Origin of the sequence: Dialister sp. UBA1703, assembly GCA_002320515.1 — a bacterium.
Taxonomy (GTDB): domain Bacteria; phylum Bacillota; class Negativicutes; order Veillonellales; family Dialisteraceae; genus Dialister.
Window position 1 is genome coordinate 5,033 of sequence record DCJJ01000124.1, and the last position, 18,193, is coordinate 23,225.

The following is an 18,193-nucleotide window of genomic DNA, read 5'->3' on the forward strand; positions in this document are numbered from 1 at the left end:
GATTTAATCAGCGCTTCCTTAGTGGAGCCTTCCCGCCGACCGGTATGCAGCAGCATTTTTGTTACTTACTATTTATTACTGAAATTCTTCGCTTCGTTCATAATAACGCCTGTGAGGCGGGAAGGCGGGCACGCAGGGACAGCCTTTTTCCCACAGGATGCCAAAGCCTGCTTATATGTGTTAAAATGTTTATATCATGGGATTTTTGTATCCCTCAGCAGGAGTGGAGTGACTCTATGGACGTGAAAGATTACAGCATGGGACTGGTGAAGTATCCCTTCTGGTTCAGTGAGGAAAGGAAGATCATTGAGCTTCTTGCGGATGGCATGAGTCTTACGGATATTAAGAAGAAAAATCAGGCGGAGAATCTCTTCGGCGCCCCTTCGGCCCTTCGACGGGACCAGATTTTCAACCATCTGTCTTCCCGCATCAGCGCCATGGAAGGGCCTTTTGTTTCCCTTTTCCTGAAGGAAGATGTGGCGGGACAGCGGCTTTTGGTGCTGGCTTCCATTATGAACTGGGACCGCATGTTTTTTGAGTTTGTGTACTACGTGGTGCGGGAGAAGATGATTACCGGTCTCCATGAGCTTACGGAGAAGGACTTCGGCATGTTCTTCCGGGACGTGCAGACAAAGAGTGAGCGGGCCGCTAAATGGCAGGAGAAGACGCTCCGCCGCATGGCCGGAGCCTACCGCACTTTTCTTTCGGAAGGGGGCCTTCTGGAAGGGGCCGCCGGAAAGAAGACCATCCGGAAGGTCTTTGTGGACCCGGATATAGAAGAATATCTGGATGGAAACGGTATGACTGCCATCCGGAAAGCGCTGGAAGGGGAGAGATAAATGGAGACAGCCCTGGGAAGCCCGAAGACTTTGGAAGAACGGCTGGAAATACTGGAAACGAAGATACGGAATCCCGAGTTCCGCACCGGCGGCGGGAAAGCGAATGAAGTGAATTACTGGGTCTTCGACTACGATCCCCGACGGGAGATGGAAGTACGCCGGGGCATTGAAGATATCCGGCGGAAACTGGATGGCCTGGTGCCGCTCCAGATTTTTGACTTGTACGATATGATGATAGACTACCTGGAAGAAAAGCACTTTCTGGATAAGGTTTACCAGATGGAAATCAAGAAGGGCCTTCCTGCGGTGAGCCGGGCCATCAACCACACTCTGCGCATGTCCAATGACGCCAATGGTCTTTCGGAAAACCGGCTGGTGGAGTATTTGAAGGAAAAGGCGGATCCCCGGTCTGTGCTCTTTTTGACGGGCATAGGGAAATGCTATCCCATCCTTCGGGCCCAGGAAGTCTTCAACCAGGTCTTTTACAATATGCCCAAGGAATTCATGGCTACTCCCATGATTCTTTTCTACCCCGGCATATACACAGAGCAGGAACTCCGCATATTCGGCGAAATGCATGAAGACAACTACTACCGCGCATTCCGCATTGTGAGATAAGAGGGAACGTTATGGAAATCAAAGATATTTTTGTCAGACCCATCGACCGCAGCCTGGAAGGGGTCATCAAGGCCGACGCCTTAGACGACGCCACGGTGAAGCAGGAACTGGATGAATATGTAGTCACCGACGAACTGAAAAAACACTTTGCCAAATTCTTCCATGCCTATGCCGATTCCATAGGCAAAGACACGGAAAAAATGGGCGTGTGGATTTCCGGCTTCTTCGGCAGTGGTAAATCCCACTTCCTGAAAATCCTTTCCTACCTTCTGGAAAATCGGGAAATCGACGGACGCCACGCCGTGGACTTTTTCGACGCCGACAGGAAAATCAGCGACCCCATGGTGATAGCCGATATCCATAGAGCCGAAAGCATTCCCACCGACGTCATCCTCTTCAATATCGACGCCAAAAGCAGCAAACAGCAGGGCGAAGACAGCCTGCTTGACGTATTCATCCGCGTATTTAACGAAATGCGCGGCTATTGCGGTGCCCTGCCCTACGTGGCGGAGCTGGAGCGGAAGCTGGATGAAAAAGGGCGGTATCAGGAATTCAAGGACCGCTTCATGGAAATCACCGGCAGCGCCTGGGTGGACGAAAGGGATGACTTCGATTTCATCCAGGACGACGTGGTGGACGTTTTAACGTCCATGAAATTCATGAGCGAAGAGGCCGCCCGGAACTGGTGCGAAAAGGCGGACCAGCAGGGAAACCGCATGAGCATAGAAGACTTTGCGGAAAGGGTGAAGAAATACCTGGACAGCCGGGGCAGGGAAAGCCGCATGGTCTTTCTTATAGACGAAGTGGGGCAGTACGTATCCCAGGACCCGGACCGCATGCTGAACCTCCAGACCATTACGGAGCAGCTGGGCACCAAGTGCAAAGGCCGCGCCTGGATCGTGGTGACCAGCCAGCAGGCCGTGGACACCATTACAAAGATGGACAAATTCTTCCGCCAGGACTTTTCCAAGATTCAGGGCCGCTTCGATACCCGCATTTCCCTTTCCTCCGCCGACGCCGATACGGTTATCAAGAAACGTATCCTGGAAAAGACGGAGGCAGGCACCGATGCGCTCACCGCCTTTTATGAAGGACGGGAAAATGAAATCCAGAATCTCTTCCATTTCACCGGGGAAGTGGAGCATAAGCTCTATAAAAATAAGGAAGACTACGCTGCCGTTTTTCCCTTCGTGCCCTACCAGTTCAGCCTGCTGGGACAGACATTGACGGAAGTGAGGAAATCCGGCGCCTCCGGTAAACACCTTTCCAGCGGCGAAAGGTCCCTCCTTTCCCTCTTCAAGGAGTCCGCCCAGAATCATATGCATGAGGACCTGGACCTTCTCATGCCCTACTACGCCTTCTATGGCCCTCTGGAGGATTTTCTGGACCACAATAACCGGAGCGTCATCAGCAATGCCCTGAAAAATGAGAAAATCAATCCGGACCATGAAGAAGACTGCTTCACCGTGAACGTGCTGAAGGTGCTTTTCATGATAAAGAACCTGGACACCCTGGAGCCGAACCTGGAAAACATCACCACCCTCATGATAGACAATGTGTCCTGCGACCGCATCAAGATGAAGGAGGAAGTGGAGAAATCCCTGAAAATCCTCTGCGGACAGATGCTGGTGCAGAAAAACGGCGAACGCTACACCTTCCTTTCCGACGAAGAACAGACCATCAACCGTACCATCGGCGACATCGAAGTGGAAGCGGGGGACGTGTACAAGGAAATGAACTCCATCCTCTTCGACACCATTTATAAAGAAAAGAAATACCATCCCCCCTACCTTGCGGGCCGCTACTTCTTCCCCCTGGGTCAGTACATCGACGATGAGGCCTACGGCAGGACAGGGCAGGGCGAAGACATGGTCATCCATATGATTACCGGCAGTTATCACGGCAGGGACAATGATACCATTATGGCCATGAAATCCGCCGAAGCCCACCAGCTCCTCATCGTGCTGCCAGAGGACATGGAGTATTTCACGGAAATCCGTACGGCTCTCCAGATTACGAAATTCCTGAACCAGGGCACGAAATCCGACGAAGCAGGGTACCGGAGCATTCTGGAAGCGAAAAGAGTGGAAAGGCGGGAAAGAGAAGAAAGAGCGGCGCAGGAGCTGAAAGAGGCCCTCACCAATGCCCGCTTCTACGTGAACGGTGAAAGACGGGACATCAAAGCTCGGGACCCCGCTGCCCGCATTAATGAAGGGCTGGAGAAACTGTGCACCGTCACCTACTGCAATCTGAACTACATCGACACCGGTATGGATGAAAGCGATATCCGCAATGAAATCAGAGGCGGCATTACCGGAAACATGCCTATGATAGATAGTGAACCGAACGCCCTGGCCCAGTCGGAAGTGCTAGACTTCATCCGCCGGAACACCATGGGCCACATGCCCATTTCCAGAAAGAAAGTGGAAGACCAGTTCGTGAAAGCCCCCTATGGCTTCAATGAAATGGACATCCGCTGGATATTGGCCCGCCTCTTCCACAAGGGCGACATTACCTTCAAGGTGAGCGGCGAAACCATTACCTTCCGGAACCGGAGGGAAGGGGAAATCTTCGACTACATCATGAAGAAGCCTTGGCTGGACAGACTCCTCATGGAAGAAAGGGTGAAAGTGCCGGACACCTGCCGGCAGGCTGCCCAGAACATTATGGCGGACCTCTTCAAGAACAGCAACGCCAGCAGAGACGAAGACACCTTCATGGCCGATTTCTTCCGGCGGACAGACGATATGATAGGGGACATGAAGCGTATTCAGGAAATGCAGAAAAACTCTTCTTATCCTGGAAAAGACGTCATCCGGCGGGGCCTTTCCCTTTTGAATGAGATGAAGGAGAAGACATCGCCCCTTTCCTTCTATCAGGCACTCTATGACAGGGAAGAGGACTTCGAAGACCTGGCGGAGGACTATGAAGACGTGGAAAAATTCTTCGCTGATGGTACCAAACAGAGGGAAATCTTCGATAATGCCCTGATCTGCTTTCGCCAGTTTGAAAAGAGCCGCACCTATATCGATGACCCCGCCGTGGCAAAGCTGGCAGAAGACATGAGGACAATCATTGCCATGCCCGTTCCCTATGGCCGGATTCATGAGCTGGTGGAACTACAGGAAAAATTCAGTGACGCGTTCTCAGCCCTCATGGATGCAGCCTTAGTCAAAGTGCAGGTGGATATGAACTACTCCAGACGGGCAGCCATGGATGAACTGAAACGCAAACCCTATGAAATAGAGGTTCAAAAAGATTGGGGAAAACAATTTTCAATCCTGGAGCAACAGGCTAAAAGCTGTGCACATCCCTCTAAACCTGATGCGGATTCCAATTTAGCCGTTCTCTATGGATTTAAAAACCAGGCCTATGCCCTTCGTCTGCGGCTTGTGGGCACCATTCCGGAGTTGGACAGAAAATGGGAAGAAGAACATCGGCCCGTGAATCCCCAGCCTGTGGAGCATGGGGATAATCCGTCGGAGGTTACACCGCCAAAGCCGGCACCGGTGGTGCGGGAGCCGGTAGATGTGCCTCTGCGCCATGTATTCACCGACTACTCCTGGAAGATTCATTCGGAAGAGGATATCGACGGGTACTTGAAGAAGCTGAAGGCACAGCTGGAGAGAGAACTGAAAGAAAAGAAATCTATTATTATTCATTTCTAATATTTCTAAAGGTGGGAGACAGGTATGGACAAGACGGCCATCAGGAACTTTGCCATTTGGGCCAGAAAGAAACTGATAGAGGACACGGAAAAGAAAGCGGCCCTCTACGGTATCACCGAAAAGGGCATCGAAACACCGCTGAAATCGGGGAAGGACCAGTACTTTAACGTGCCCGGCAGGGCCAGGGCAGTGGTCATTTCCGGCGAAACCATCCACCAAAGGGAGCGCCTGGCCGCCCGTATCACGAAGGCCGCCGAAGGCAGGGACTACAAAGACGGCTATCACGCCGTCATGGAAGAAATCGCCTATACCTGGTTTAACCGTCTTATTGCCATCCGCTTCATGGAAGTGAATGACTACCTCCCCGGCCACATCCGTCCCCTGTCCTCCGTGACAGAAGGAAAGGTGGAGCCGGACCTTATGACCTGGCCCGAAAACAGCCGCCTTCCCTTTACCGACGATGACATGCGCCGCATTCGGCAGATGAAGAACGGAAATGACAGCGACGCCCTTTTCGGCATGCTTTTCCTCAAAGTGTGCAACCAGCTCCATACCCTGCTGCCCCGGCTCTTTGAAAAGACCGACGACGACACGGAACTCCTCCTCCGCCTGCCCGTCATGGACAGGGAAGGGGTGGTATACCGCCTGGCCCATGATATTCCTGAAGAAGACTGGAAGGAACAGGTGCAGATCGTAGGCTGGATGTACCAGTACTACAATACGGAACCGAAGAAAGACGTTTTCGACGGGCTGAAGAAGAATAAGAAAATCACAAAAGACACCATCGCCCCGGCCACCCAGCTTTTCACTCCCGACTGGATTGTACGGTACATGGTGGAAAACAGTCTGGGCCGCCTGTGGCTGGAAGGGCACCCCGATGAAGCCCTGCAGGCCAAGTGGAAATACTATATTCCAGAAGCAAAACAGGATGAGGCAGTGGAAGAAAAGCTTACTGCCCTTCGGGAAGAGAGAAAGAAACTCAATCCCGAAGACCTCACCTTCCTGGACCCCTGCATGGGAAGCGGCCACATCCTGGCCTACGCCTTCGACCTTCTCATGGATATTTACCGCGCCTCCGGCAGGGACGACAGGAGCGCCGTGGAATCCATCATCACCCATAACCTTTACGGCCTTGAAATCGACGAAAGAGCGGCCCAGCTGGCATACTTCGAAGTCATGATGAAGGGCAGGGAATACGACCGCCGGTTCTTCAGAAACCATCTGGAACCTCATACCTGTGTCATTACAGAAAGCAATGGGCTGGACACTTCCCTGGTGAACGCTGTCTTTGAAAAGGAAAAGGACCTTAAAAAAGACATGGTTTCCATTATGGAAGACATGAAAGACGGGAAAATTTATGGTTCCCTCATCCGCGTGCGGAAAGCAGACTTTGAGGGCCTCAGAAAATACTTGCAGCAGGAACTGGAAAGCGGCAGCTTTTATGGAGAAGTCATTAAGAAGGAACTGCTGCCCTTGGTGGAGTGTGCGGAAATATTGGGGAGCCAGTTTATAACAGCAGTGACGAATCCACCTTATATGGGTTCCGGGAAAATGGACGCAAAGTTATCTAAATATGTAAAGGAATATTATTCCGATGCCAAGGCAGACCTTTTTGCCTGCTTCATGGAGCGGTGCCATGATTTCATTTTAGAATACGGATATCAGGCCATGATTACCCAGCATTCTTGGATGTTCCTTTTATCTTTTGAAAAATTGCGTTCTCGTCTTCTTTCTAATGACACCATCATCAATATGGCTCACTTAGGCGCTCGTGCTTTTGAAGAAATCGGCGGGGAAGTGGTGCAGACTACGGCTTTTGTGCTGCAGCCCACTATGTACAGTGATTATAAAGGTACCTATGCCCGTCTGGTAGAACCTACCAGCCAGCAGGGGAAAGATGATATGTTCCTTGATGGAAAAAATCGGAATTTAATAAATCAGTCACAATTTGATAAGATTCCAGGAAGTCCTATTGCTTATTGGGTAAGCGGAAATATTGCGAACACTTTTTCCTTGCCAGAATTAGGAAAATATGTTGCAACAAGAGAGGGCATGGCCACCTCAGATAATGCGCGTTTTTTAAGGTTTTGGTTTGAGGTAGCTATCAATAATATCGAATTTTATGCTAGAAATCAACAAGAAGCAGAAGATTCTGGGCATAAATGGTTCCCATACAATAAGGGTGGTTCATATAGGCGGTGGTATGGCAATAATGAGAGGGTAGTAAATTGGTCTAATAATGGATACGAAATAAAGCATAACATTGATTTGAAAACGGGTAGAATTAGGTCTCATAATTATAATGGTAAATATAGCTTTAAAGAGGGGATGACTTGGTCATCGTTGTCTACAGGTGATATATCAGTACGGTATTCCCAAAATGCAATGTTTGACTCTAAGGGAGCCATGGGATTTGCTAAAAACGGAACCAATCTGTTCTCTATCATTGCCCTATTAAATTCTTGTGTTGCCAAGATGTATCTTAAGTTTTTTTCGCCCACAATGGATTTCAAGGTTGGAGATATTATTCTCATCCCCGAAAACCCAGAAATTGAAAGTGATTTCAAAGTGACTGATTTATGTAAAAGAAATATTTCACTTTGCAAAGCCGACTGGGACGCCTTTGAAACGTCCTGGGATTTCCAGTGCCATCCTCTGATGCGTCCTGTGGGCACGGTGGAAGAGGCCTTTTCCCAGTGGAAGGAAGAATGCGAAACCCGTTTCCAAAAACTCAAGGGGAATGAGGAAGAGCTGAACCGTATTTTCATCCATATCTACGGTCTGGAGGACGAACTGACGCCGGAGGAGGAAGACAAGGATGTGACGGTACGGAAGGCGGACCTGGGGAGGGATATCCGTTCCCTCATTTCCTACGGCGTAGGCTGCATTCTGGGCCGCTACTCTCTGGACACCCCGGGCCTGGCCTATGCAGGGGGAGAGTGGGACCGTACAAAGTACAAGACCTTCCTCCCCGACGAAGACAACATCATCCCCATCACCGACGAAGCCTATTTCGATGATGACATGGTAGGCCGCTTCACCGATTGGCTTTCCGCTGTCTACGGCAAAGATACCCTGCAGGAAAACCTGAAATTCATGGCCGAGGCCCTGGGCAAAAAAGGGGACTCCCCCAGAGAGGCGCTCCGTAAATATTTTCTTACCGACTTCTTCAAGGACCACTGCAAAACCTACCAGAAACGGCCCATTTACTGGCTTTTCGACTCCGGCAAGAAAAACGGCTTCAAATCCCTCATCTACCTCCACCGCTACGACAAGGACACCATGAGCCGCATGAGGAACCGCTACCTCCACCGCATGGAAAAGATTTACCAGCAGCGCATAGAGGAATGCAGAAACACCATAGCCGCCGACCCCTCCTCACCGGCGGCGGTGAAGGCGAAAAAGGAGCAGGAAAAATTCACCGCCCAGCTCCTGGAATGCCAGGCCTACGATGAAAAACTGGGCCACCTGGCCCTTTCCTACATTACCCTGGATCTGGACGACGGCGTCAAAGTGAACTATGAAAAAGCCCAGACCGACAGGGAAGGAAAGAAATACCCCATTCTGGCGGCGATTAAGTAAGGGCTGTGGACACGCCTTCGGCGTGAGGGTTGATGGGCGCCTTTTAAATGATTGAAGGCGCCAGTTTGGATAAAACCTTCACAACCGCCCTGTCGGGCGAGGGGAAACAAACCAACGAGCGAAGCGAAGTTTTACGGATTTCGCTGCCAGGCAGCGTATCAAATTCATCGCCGCGAAACGGCGATACCACACCCTTTGAACCCGCCCGCTGGAAGCGGGCAGAACCTTCTGAACCCTCTGAACCCGGGCCGCTTAGCGGCCCCTGCTCTTAGCCCTTTCATTTCATCTATTCATACAAGGAGTCATTATGGCAGTAAAATCCGATTTAAGCCTTGCACAGGCTGCAGACAAACTGAATGATCTTTTCCACATAGAGCCTGGGGAGGGACGGAAGCTGGTTTTCTGGTTTGACAGCAAAGGGGACTTTGCGTCGGACCTGGATGAGCTTTCGGGACTGCTGACCAATGCGAAGGTAAGGATTCTCACGGGGACGAACCAGTTTGCAACGAAGGTGCTTCTGGAGCGGAATGACAGGGAGTCGAATTATCTCATTTACGTGCCTTTCCCAAGGCCGGCAGCAGCAGAAAATCATCTGGAGGATATGATTCTGTATTCCACTCTTTTCCAGGCGGATAGGATTTCCACTGTGATGCTGGAGCTTGGCATGGATGAGGGCTGTCGGAGTGTCATGGAGGCCCACGGTGATTTCTGGAATAACGGGGAGCGGCGGAGGAAGTTCAATCATCTGGATATAGAGACTTATAATGCCGTTACCATCCCCATGGGCATCCTGGCGGTCCTTGCCGGGGCGGCTACCATTTCCTTTGAGGAAATCATGCGTTCCGTGCTGTCTTCTTCGCTTACGGAAAATCCCTGTCTTTCTCTTTTTGAGAAGTACGGTGTTCTTGACTTTTTCTGGTCCCAGGTGGAGAAGTATTTCGGCTATAACAAGACGCCGTCCTCTTTGACGCAGCTGGTGATTTCCCTCTTCGTTACGGCGGCAGAAAAGGAAATGGAAAGGCCTGTCCCGGATGGGTGGAAGACTTTATCTTATCCCAAAAAGTCGGGGAATATCCTTTCTTTTCTGGATAATCTCCGTCATAATGAGAAGTACCGGGAGCTTTATGACGGTCTTTCGGAAACAGCGGCAGAAGCGCTTTCGCCTTTTTCTGCCTTTGCGTCCTGGCCGGTGGAATGTCTTCTTAAAGCGGAGGCTTTCAAAGATGTGGACAGGCTCATTCTGGAGTGGCTCTACGGCAGGCTCATGGCGGAGGATGTGACCGAAAAGGTGGGAAATCTTTCTATGGCAGACATCTGCGAACTCCGGAGCCGCACCCATTTCGGCAGGACATATGCCGGAGAGTACGCCCTTTTTCGGGCTGCCATGGTGGTCATAGGGTCCATGAAGTACCATTTCTCTGGAAGCCTTCCTGCAATGAAAAAGGAGTACAGTGAAAGCTGGTATACCGTGGACAGGGGATACCGTGATTTCTATCTGGCCTATGACGGGCTGGAGGCGGATGAGAAACTGGAGAAGCTCAGGCAGCTGGTGGAAAATATTTACACTAATGAGTACATGGGCCATCTTCTCCCTGCATGGAATGAAGCTCTTCTTTCAGCTGGCAATTTTTCCGGCATGAATGAGGGAAAGGATTTCTTCAAAACCTATCTGGCAGAGGAGAAGGAAAAGACGATGGTCATCATATCTGACGGTCTCCGCTATGAGGCGGGCCGGGAGCTTTATGATCGGCTTCTTATGGATGAGAAGGCATCGGCAGAGATGGACGCCATGACGGCTGCCCTTCCTTCCTATACCCGCCTTGGTATGGCGGCGCTTCTGCCCCATGACAGGCTGGAGCTCAAGGGCTGCGGGAAGAATATGCAGGAGCAGGCAGATGGCACGTACTGCGTGAGCCTGGCTTTCCGAAGCCGTGTGCTTTCCCTCCATGTGCCCCAAAGCGGGGCCTACCAGATGGCGGACTTGCATAAGATGAAGAAAGAGGAGCTGCGGAATGCTTTCAACGGGAAGCAGCTTATTTATGTGTATCAGGACCAGGTGGATGAGGCAGGGGAGAATAAGCCGGATGATGTGCTTTCTGCCTGCGAAAGGGCGGTGGAGGAGATTTATACTTTCATCCGCCGCATGTCCGGCAGTGCCAATGTACATAAGTTCATGGTTACAGCGGACCATGGTTTCCTCTATAAGCGGGATGGTTTCAGTGAAAGTGAGAAAATCGAAAGTCTCTCCGATGAGGAATCGGTGGTGAAGCGGCGTTATATCCTGGCAAAAAAGCCGGTGCTGCGGGACGGAGTGTGCCATATGGCCATGAAGGATATCCTGGGCGGATCGGATGATAAAATCGTTTCCTTCCCTTACGGGCTCCATGTTTTCAAGGCTTCGGGAAGTCTCAGCTATGTCCATGGCGGTTCTTCTCCCCAGGAGCTCATCATCCCTCTGGTAACGGTGAAGATGGAAAGGGCCCATGTGGATACGAAGACTGCAGGCCTTACCCTTTTGACGCCGATTTCCAGGGTAACCAGCAAATTCGTTTCCTTGGAATTTCTGCAGTCCGAACCGGTAACGGCGGAAACGAAGGCGGCGGAATACCTGGTGTATTTCCTTTCTTCCGAAAATGAAAAAGTGTCCACCGATGCAAAAATCACGGCGGACAGTGAATCGGAGGAGCCGGATAAGAGAAGGAGAAGTGTCACCCTCCGGCTGAAGGATAATTATTATTTCGACAGGGACAAGACGTATTATCTGGAAGTGGTGGATACGAGGACCGGCGTGGCTATCCTGCACCAGCCCCTGTCTATCGAACTGGCTATCCAGAATCGTTTCGGCTTCTAAGGTGGTGGAGAGAGTGGCTGAAGAGAAATCAATGCAGGAAAAGCTGTATGAAACCTATCCTGGCAAGGTGGTGAGAAAGGACCTCACCCGGAAAATCAAGGAAGGTGCCAATGTGCCGGTGTATGTGCTGGAGTACCTCCTCGGCATGTACTGCGCGTCCCAGAAGGAGGAGGAAATCCAGGCGGGGCTGGAAGATGTAAAACGCATCCTGGCCAATAACTATGTGCGCCCCGATGAGGCCCAGAAAATCCTCTCCCGACTTCGGGAACAGGGGTCTTTCACCGTCATCGACAAGGTGTCGGTAAAGCTCAACATCCGCTACGACATGTATGAGGCGGAATTTTCCAACCTGGGCCTCAAGGGGGTGCCGGTGGATGCCCGCTATCCCACGGACTATGATCGCCTTCTCTGCGGCGGTATCTGGTGCATCATCCAGCTGGACTATGATAGGAGCGATGAGGCGTCGGACACGGGACGGCCTGGCGGGCCTATCCATATCAGGGAGCTCACGCCTATCCAGATGCCCCATGTAGATATAGAGGAATTTAAAGAGGGAAGAGCCTATTTCACAAAGGATGAATGGCTGTCCCTGCTCCTCCGCTCTACGGGACTGGAACCGGATAAGTTTACCGAAAGGGAACGGGAGCTTCTCCTCTGCCGCATGGTGCCGCTGGTGGAAAACAATTTCAACTACTGTGAGCTGGGCCCCCGGAGTACGGGAAAATCCCATCTTTATAAGGAAGTGTCGCCGAACAGTATCCTTGTATCCGGCGGCCAGACCACGGTGGCCAATCTTTTCTATAATATGGCCAGTAAGCAGATAGGCCTGGTGGGCCTGTGGGACTGCGTGGCCTTCGATGAGGTGGCGGGCATCCATTTCAAGGACCACGATGGCATTCAGATCATGAAGGACTATATGGCCTCCGGTTCCTTCTCCCGGGGCAAGGAGGAAAAGTCTGCCTCGGCGTCCATGGTTTTCGTAGGGAATATCAACCAGAGCGTGGAGTCCCTGCTAAAGACGTCCAGCCTTTTTGCCCCCTTCCCTCCGGAAATGGGGGAGGACACAGCCTTTCTGGACCGTATGCACTGCTATGTGCCGGGGTGGGAAATACCCAAATTTCGGCCAGAACATTTCACCGACAGTTACGGCTTCATCACCGACTACCTGGCGGAGGTGATGCGGGAGCTTCGGAAAGTGGAACTGGGCGATGAAATGGACCGGTATTTTCACCTTGGCAGCAACCTGAACCAGCGCGACACTATCGCTGTAAGAAAGATGGTGGACGGCCTCATGAAGCTCATGTATCCCGACGGCCGTTTCACAAAGGATGAAGTGGAGGATATCCTGAAACTATCTCTGGAAATGCGTCGCCGCGTCAAGGAACAGCTGAAGAAAATCGGGGGCATGGAATTCTACGATGTAAATTTCTCTTACATTGACAACGACAGCTTTGAAGAAAAGTACGTCAGCGTGCCGGAGCAGGGGAGCGGCAGCCTCATCCCCGATGGTATGGTAAGCCCCGGACAGGTCTACACCATCGGCACCTCCGCCGACGGCCGCATAGGCTGCTACCGCCTGGAATCCCAGATTCTGGAGGGGAACGGGAAATTTGAAAAGACCGGCCTTGGCAGCGGTCATGAAGCCAAAGAAGCAGCCAACACGGCCTTCAACTACCTCAAAGCCAATGGAAAACGTATCAGCGGTGCCATTTCCACGGACACCAGGAATTTCATCGTCAATTACCAGGACCTGAACGGCATAGGCATGACCAGCACCCTGGCCCTGCCTACCCTGATTTCCCTTTCTTCCATCGCTTTGGGAAAACCGGTCATTAGCTCCGCCGCCGTCATAGGCGAAATCAGCATAGGCGGCTCCATCACCCGCCCCGAAAACCTGGCGGACATGCTGCAGGTGGCTTTAAACAGCGGCGCCAGAAAAATCATCCTCCCCATTACCAGCGCCGCCGATCTTTCCACGGTACCGCCGGAACTTATAGGCAGTTTCTCCCTGGTGTTTTATAAGACAGCGGAAGACGCGGTGTATAAAGCGCTGGGCGTGGAATAGGGGAGTGGAAAGTGTATAAGAAAAAGGCAGTGAGGAAATGGAAAATCATTTCTTCATTGCCTTTTTGAGTTGTTCACAGAAAGTGGTCAATGGGGGAGTATAAGGAAGTTTGCTTAGTAAATAATGTTTCATTCCTTTCAGCTGCTCTGATGTCATTTTCATTATAGAAGTACCTCCAGATATTGACGTATTAATGTGTCCACATGGAAAAGGGGAGCGTAGGTCATGAGCCGGTTTAGGTCCTTGTCGGGGCGGGATACGTAATTTTTAAGGGCGGCCTGGAAATCCTGGATTTCAAAGGAGCTGCGGCTTCTGATCAGGTCGCAGATGGTTCTTTCCAGGTCGTAAACAGGTATGAAGTGGTTAAAGGAGTTCCTGTATTCCATGCGTCCCAGGGATAGGAGCTCCTAGCGCAAAAGATAGAAATTTATTTATAAGTTTTGCTTGCAATCCAGATAGCAGGCGCTTATAATACAGATAAAGAAAGACGTCAGAACCTTCGCCCGTTTCGGTGGGGGGCTGGCGCCTTTTCTTTTTATTTTATAGAGCTTTTCTATTGGGAAAAAACCGTAGTTTCCATCGGGCCCGATGATTACGCACCGGCGGAGAGGGAATAGCGTAAGGATTAGTATCTTGCAGCCGGTATCTTGCAGCTGGTTGCTGGGAGTGCCTTACGGCGCGATCGAGACCGGGACCGGGGCGCCTGGCGGCGGACTACCTCACTGTCATTTCGACCGTAACGCAGTGGAGTGGAGAAATCTCACTGCAAATTGGTGCAGGACGCATTACGGTGGGAGATCTCTCGGCTCAGAGTATCAATGGAGCTCTGATACTTTTATCCTCATACCGGTTCAGAGCTCCGCTCGAGATGACGTGTGAGGCGGGCGCGGCCGGGACCAAGACCTGGGCGGAACCGGGCTTTCCCTTGAAGCGGTGGAAAAGATGAAGGAGAGCATGGAATAAAAACGGTAAGCTGCATAGATAAAAAGAGCTGTGAGGAAATGTCATTTATTTCTTCACAGCTCTTTTGTGGTCATCCAGGACTAAGGGGCCGGGATGTTTTTTACATGTCATGCAGTGGCGACTGTCAATTTTAAATCAAGGGCCTGCATCAGTTTGATGAGGGTGTCCAGCTTAGGCGTCGTTTTGAGGGTCTCAATGCGGGCCACGGAGGACTGGGGGATGCCGCAGCGCTCTGCCAGGGCGCGCTGGCTCATTCCAAGCTCCTGTCTCCTTTCAATGATGGATGAAACGATAGCACTGACTTCTTCGATTTCTTCCATGTTTCTCTTTTCATCTTTGCTGATGGACTTGACATGGTTTTTATAATCTTCCCAGGTTCTCATGACTCTTCCTCCTTTTGTCGGATATAATCGTCTCTTTCATATTTGGCGCGGGTTATTTCTCGTTTCGGCGTTTTCTGGGATTTCTTACGGAAATGATGAAGGAGTACGTAACAGCCTTTTGCATAGTAGAAATAGAAGACTCTGTTATTTCCTGGACGAAGTTCCCAGATGTCCTCCTCCAGATGTTTTGTTATATTTGTTGGGAGATTGGTGCCATTCTTCGAAAGAAGGTCGATGTAGAAGACGATTTGATTGTATTGAATACGGGCATCCTTACTGGAATTGCCTTTCCTGCGAAGGGTTTCAAGAAAATCCCAAACATCGGACGAACCGTTTTGAGACTCATAAAATTCAATCTTATACATCATACACTCCTTTACTCCACTGTATTTATGATAGCATATCTGCTATCAAATGACAAATATGTATGGTGCCTTTATAGACACGCCCTGCGGGTGTGAGAGTGGCTGGTTGCTAGTTGCTGGAGAAAATCAGCCACGGTGCAAACCTTCCCGCCGACTGGGATTCTTTAGTGAGCTAGTGGGCTAGTGAGCTAGTGAGCTAGTGAGCTAGTGGGCTAGTGAGCTAGTGAGCTAGTGAGCTAGTGATCTGGTGATCTGGTGAACTAGTGGACTAGTAAGTGTCACTATCTACATGTACCAGAATTCTTCGCCTACGGCTCAGAATGACGGTGGGAGGCGGGAAGGAGCCTGCCCATAAAAGGGCCTTCCGATTGTCGGCTGACCGACCCCGGTTGACGGTGGGAGGGCGGGGCTCCATGGACCCGAGCCAGATTTCAGCCACCACCGCGCCGCATGGCGCTGGGCGTGGAATAGGCGAGTGGAAAGGGGATAAGAAAAAGGCAGTGAGGAAATAGAAAATCATTTCTTCATTGCCTTTTTGAGTTGTTCACAGGAAGTGGTCATTGGGTAAAAACAGGGAAGACAGAGGCTGGCCGTTTATCCCCAAAATGAGAAACTTACGACTTTAAGGGGGTGCATTTCGGGTCATATCTCAGCCGTTTCAGTGTCTCAATGAGTTCAGGTATTTCTAAGGCGTACCAGATCCTGCAGATATTTATATGGAAGGTATCGGAGATGTCCTTCCACTGGGCGGCCACATCGGTCACATAGCTGGAATATATGGAAGGATTAAATTCCTGCGCTGTTTCGATATCGACTTTTTGACCGTTGCCGGTTTCCCGATAGATAAATAATAAATCTCCCTGGCTGGCGATATTGATTTCCGCTTTCTCCAGGGTGTCCTTCAGCAGGCGGCGGAAATTCAGAATGGCCTTCAACCGGTCCATTTCATCATGGTTCTTTTTGACATTATCAATGAAATCTATAATCATTTTCCTGCATAAATTCCCCAATGCAAATCCTCTTCTGTCATTCCGTTCATATGTCTGTCCCCGGTATTCATATTTCGTCGTTACACGGGTGTACTGCTTTGAAACACTGGAGGGGGCAGGCTGCAGGCTTACGGCCGTGTCGGATGAATAACTGATTACTTCTATGATATCTTTCCAGATTTCATCGTTTTTATCTTTATTTGTAATTCCCAATATGTCATAGAGGGTGCTGATGAAATTCGCAAATTTCTCTTTGCAGTCCTGGAATTTTTCCTTTTGGCTGTCCTTGACCTTGAATAAAGCATAGAATTCAGAGTCAATCTGATCCAATGTCAAAAGGTCATCAATCATGTCATCGTCGTCCCGTTTCTGTATAAGGTACTGATAAAAGGGATAGAAACCGGAGGTATTCTGCATGCATTGCAGTGCAAAAAGAAGAATCTGTTTCTTTTCATCCTTATAATAACTTTCTTCACCGAGTATGTTTTCCAGTAAGAGAAAAGCGTTGAAAAGCCGTTTGATGGCCCTTGGATTATTTCCGATGGAATGTTTCACCAGGCTGGTGTAGTTTTTGACATTCCCTATGCCATCTTTTGCGGCAGAAGGAGGAGTGATGCCTGTTTCATTCGTGCAGGATTTTATGAAATTGTTGATATCATATCGTTCTACCGGTACCTGGAACGGCACCTGGATGATTTTATCAAAGAAAGCACGGCCCTTTTCTTCGTCAAAATCTTTTCCGTACTTTGCTTTTACGCCGCGTATGACTACGGAGTAGTCAATGGCCAATACGTAAACGCAGTGCGGGCAGTCCAGAAACAGCTTCAGCACTTCCAGAAGCTCAACCGCCGTAGACGGTTCCAAACGGTCTAAGTCATCAATAAAGAAAACCACTCTTTTCCTGTCATCCGCAGATTGTGCCCTTTCGGGAGAGTCTGCGCTTTCTTTGCCGCCATTGTGGTGGATATCCAGGATATCCTCAATCAGGTCCTTATATTTATCACCTAACTTGGCAAATTCTTTGATGGAGTTGCCTTCAAATAAACGTTTAACGATATTGATATCGCCCTGGACGAATGTGCCGCCAATCAAATCACCAATGGTTGCCATGACCCGCTTCAGGGCATCGATGGATTCATCACTCCTGAAGTTTGATAAATGGGTGTCCTTGTACTGCAGCATGCTGATTAATCTTTCAAGCATAATCAGCGGAAGGCCTTTGTCCATGTTGAATTGGGAGAACTGCCATGTGTTAAAGTTGATAATCTTGATATTGGATGCTTCCTGACTTATTTCATTGACACTGCCGCTCTCTGAAGGTGCCGCATTTTCTTCATCTATCTTTTTCTGTACCATTTTCATGATACTCGTCTTGCCCGTTCCCCAATCGCCCTGAATGGCAATGGTCATGGGGGTTTTGCAGTTTTCGATAAAATGAGCCAGGCCGTTGATATACCTGCCGATTTCAAATTTGTCTACCACCGCCGCCTGATCCGGAAGAGACTGCCCGGAAGGAGCCATCATACGGGACGCGTATCTTTCCGAAGTATCTTTAATATTTTTGAAAAACATAGGCATATGGATTGACCTTCTTCCTTCATACAATGCGGATTTCACCAGATGTTAGAATGTCAAAAATAATATGATTTACCTTTATGATAAGTAGCTGCAGAGGCATTGTCAATGTGGCAGGGGGCTTTTGCGGGACACTCCTGGCGAATCGGTCGGACGATTCATAGGGAACCTCTTTTATGTGCAGGCTAAGGACCAACTTCGCCTGACTTGGAGACCCTCTGCAGGATGTGCACAGTATCCCTATGGACGCGGTGCATTGTGCCACCTGACTCTAAGGAAGCACTGATTCATTCAT

The 18,193-nt window shown here is 50.2% G+C and carries 9 protein-coding genes and 1 pseudogene; 6 read left to right on the forward strand and 4 right to left on the reverse strand.

Features of this window, described 5'->3' with window-relative positions:
• Positions 1–236: 236 nt before the first annotated feature.
• The 6 genes from B2Y11_RS05615 (at position 237) to brxL (ending at position 13,623) form a co-directional block, all read left to right on the forward strand.
• The gene (locus tag B2Y11_RS05615) at positions 237–839 is read left to right on the forward strand and encodes a DUF1819 family protein (protein WP_291057163.1); all 603 of its coding nucleotides are present in this window, start codon (positions 237–239) and stop codon (positions 837–839) included.
• Positions 840–1,457 (forward strand): DUF1788 domain-containing protein, encoded by a 618-nt coding sequence (locus B2Y11_RS05620; RefSeq protein ID WP_291057165.1) that lies wholly within the window; start codon positions 840–842, stop codon positions 1,455–1,457.
• Between the two features lie 11 nt (positions 1,458–1,468).
• A complete protein-coding gene (gene brxC / locus B2Y11_RS05625) occupies positions 1,469–5,125 on the forward strand; it encodes a BREX system P-loop protein BrxC (RefSeq protein ID WP_291057167.1) in 3,657 nt (1,218 codons plus the stop codon).
• A gap of 24 nt (positions 5,126–5,149) precedes the next feature.
• The gene (pglX, locus tag B2Y11_RS05630; protein ID WP_291057169.1) at positions 5,150–8,707 is read left to right on the forward strand and encodes a BREX-1 system adenine-specific DNA-methyltransferase PglX; all 3,558 of its coding nucleotides are present in this window, start codon (positions 5,150–5,152) and stop codon (positions 8,705–8,707) included.
• A gap of 307 nt (positions 8,708–9,014) precedes the next feature.
• Complete coding sequence (gene pglZ, locus B2Y11_RS05635) at positions 9,015–11,558, forward strand: BREX-1 system phosphatase PglZ type A (RefSeq protein ID WP_291057171.1); 2,544 nt, start codon at positions 9,015–9,017, stop codon at positions 11,556–11,558.
• Positions 11,559–11,589: 31 nt separating this feature from the next.
• On the forward strand, positions 11,590–13,623 hold the full coding sequence (gene brxL, locus B2Y11_RS05640; RefSeq protein WP_291057173.1) for a protease Lon-related BREX system protein BrxL: 2,034 nt from the start codon (positions 11,590–11,592) through the stop codon (positions 13,621–13,623).
• Between the two features lie 161 nt (positions 13,624–13,784).
• Here brxL and B2Y11_RS05645 read toward each other — a convergent pair.
• The 4 genes and pseudogenes from B2Y11_RS05645 to B2Y11_RS05660 form a co-directional block, all read right to left on the reverse strand.
• Positions 13,785–13,994, reverse strand: a pseudogene (locus B2Y11_RS05645) (abortive phage infection protein); the annotation flags it as partial.
• A 699-nt stretch (positions 13,995–14,693) separates the two neighbouring features.
• Positions 14,694–14,969 carry a helix-turn-helix domain-containing protein gene (locus tag B2Y11_RS05650; RefSeq protein WP_008859305.1) on the reverse strand — a complete coding sequence of 92 codons (276 nt, stop codon included), beginning with the start codon at positions 14,967–14,969 and terminating at the stop codon, positions 14,694–14,696.
• The gene (locus B2Y11_RS05655; protein WP_008859304.1) at positions 14,966–15,334 is read right to left on the reverse strand and encodes a type II toxin-antitoxin system RelE/ParE family toxin; all 369 of its coding nucleotides are present in this window, start codon (positions 15,332–15,334) and stop codon (positions 14,966–14,968) included. Before B2Y11_RS05655 ends, B2Y11_RS05650 begins: the two co-directional genes overlap by 4 nt.
• A gap of 614 nt (positions 15,335–15,948) precedes the next feature.
• Positions 15,949–17,901 (reverse strand): KAP family P-loop NTPase fold protein, encoded by a 1,953-nt coding sequence (locus B2Y11_RS05660; RefSeq protein ID WP_291057178.1) that lies wholly within the window; start codon positions 17,899–17,901, stop codon positions 15,949–15,951.
• Positions 17,902–18,193 lie beyond the last annotated feature (292 nt).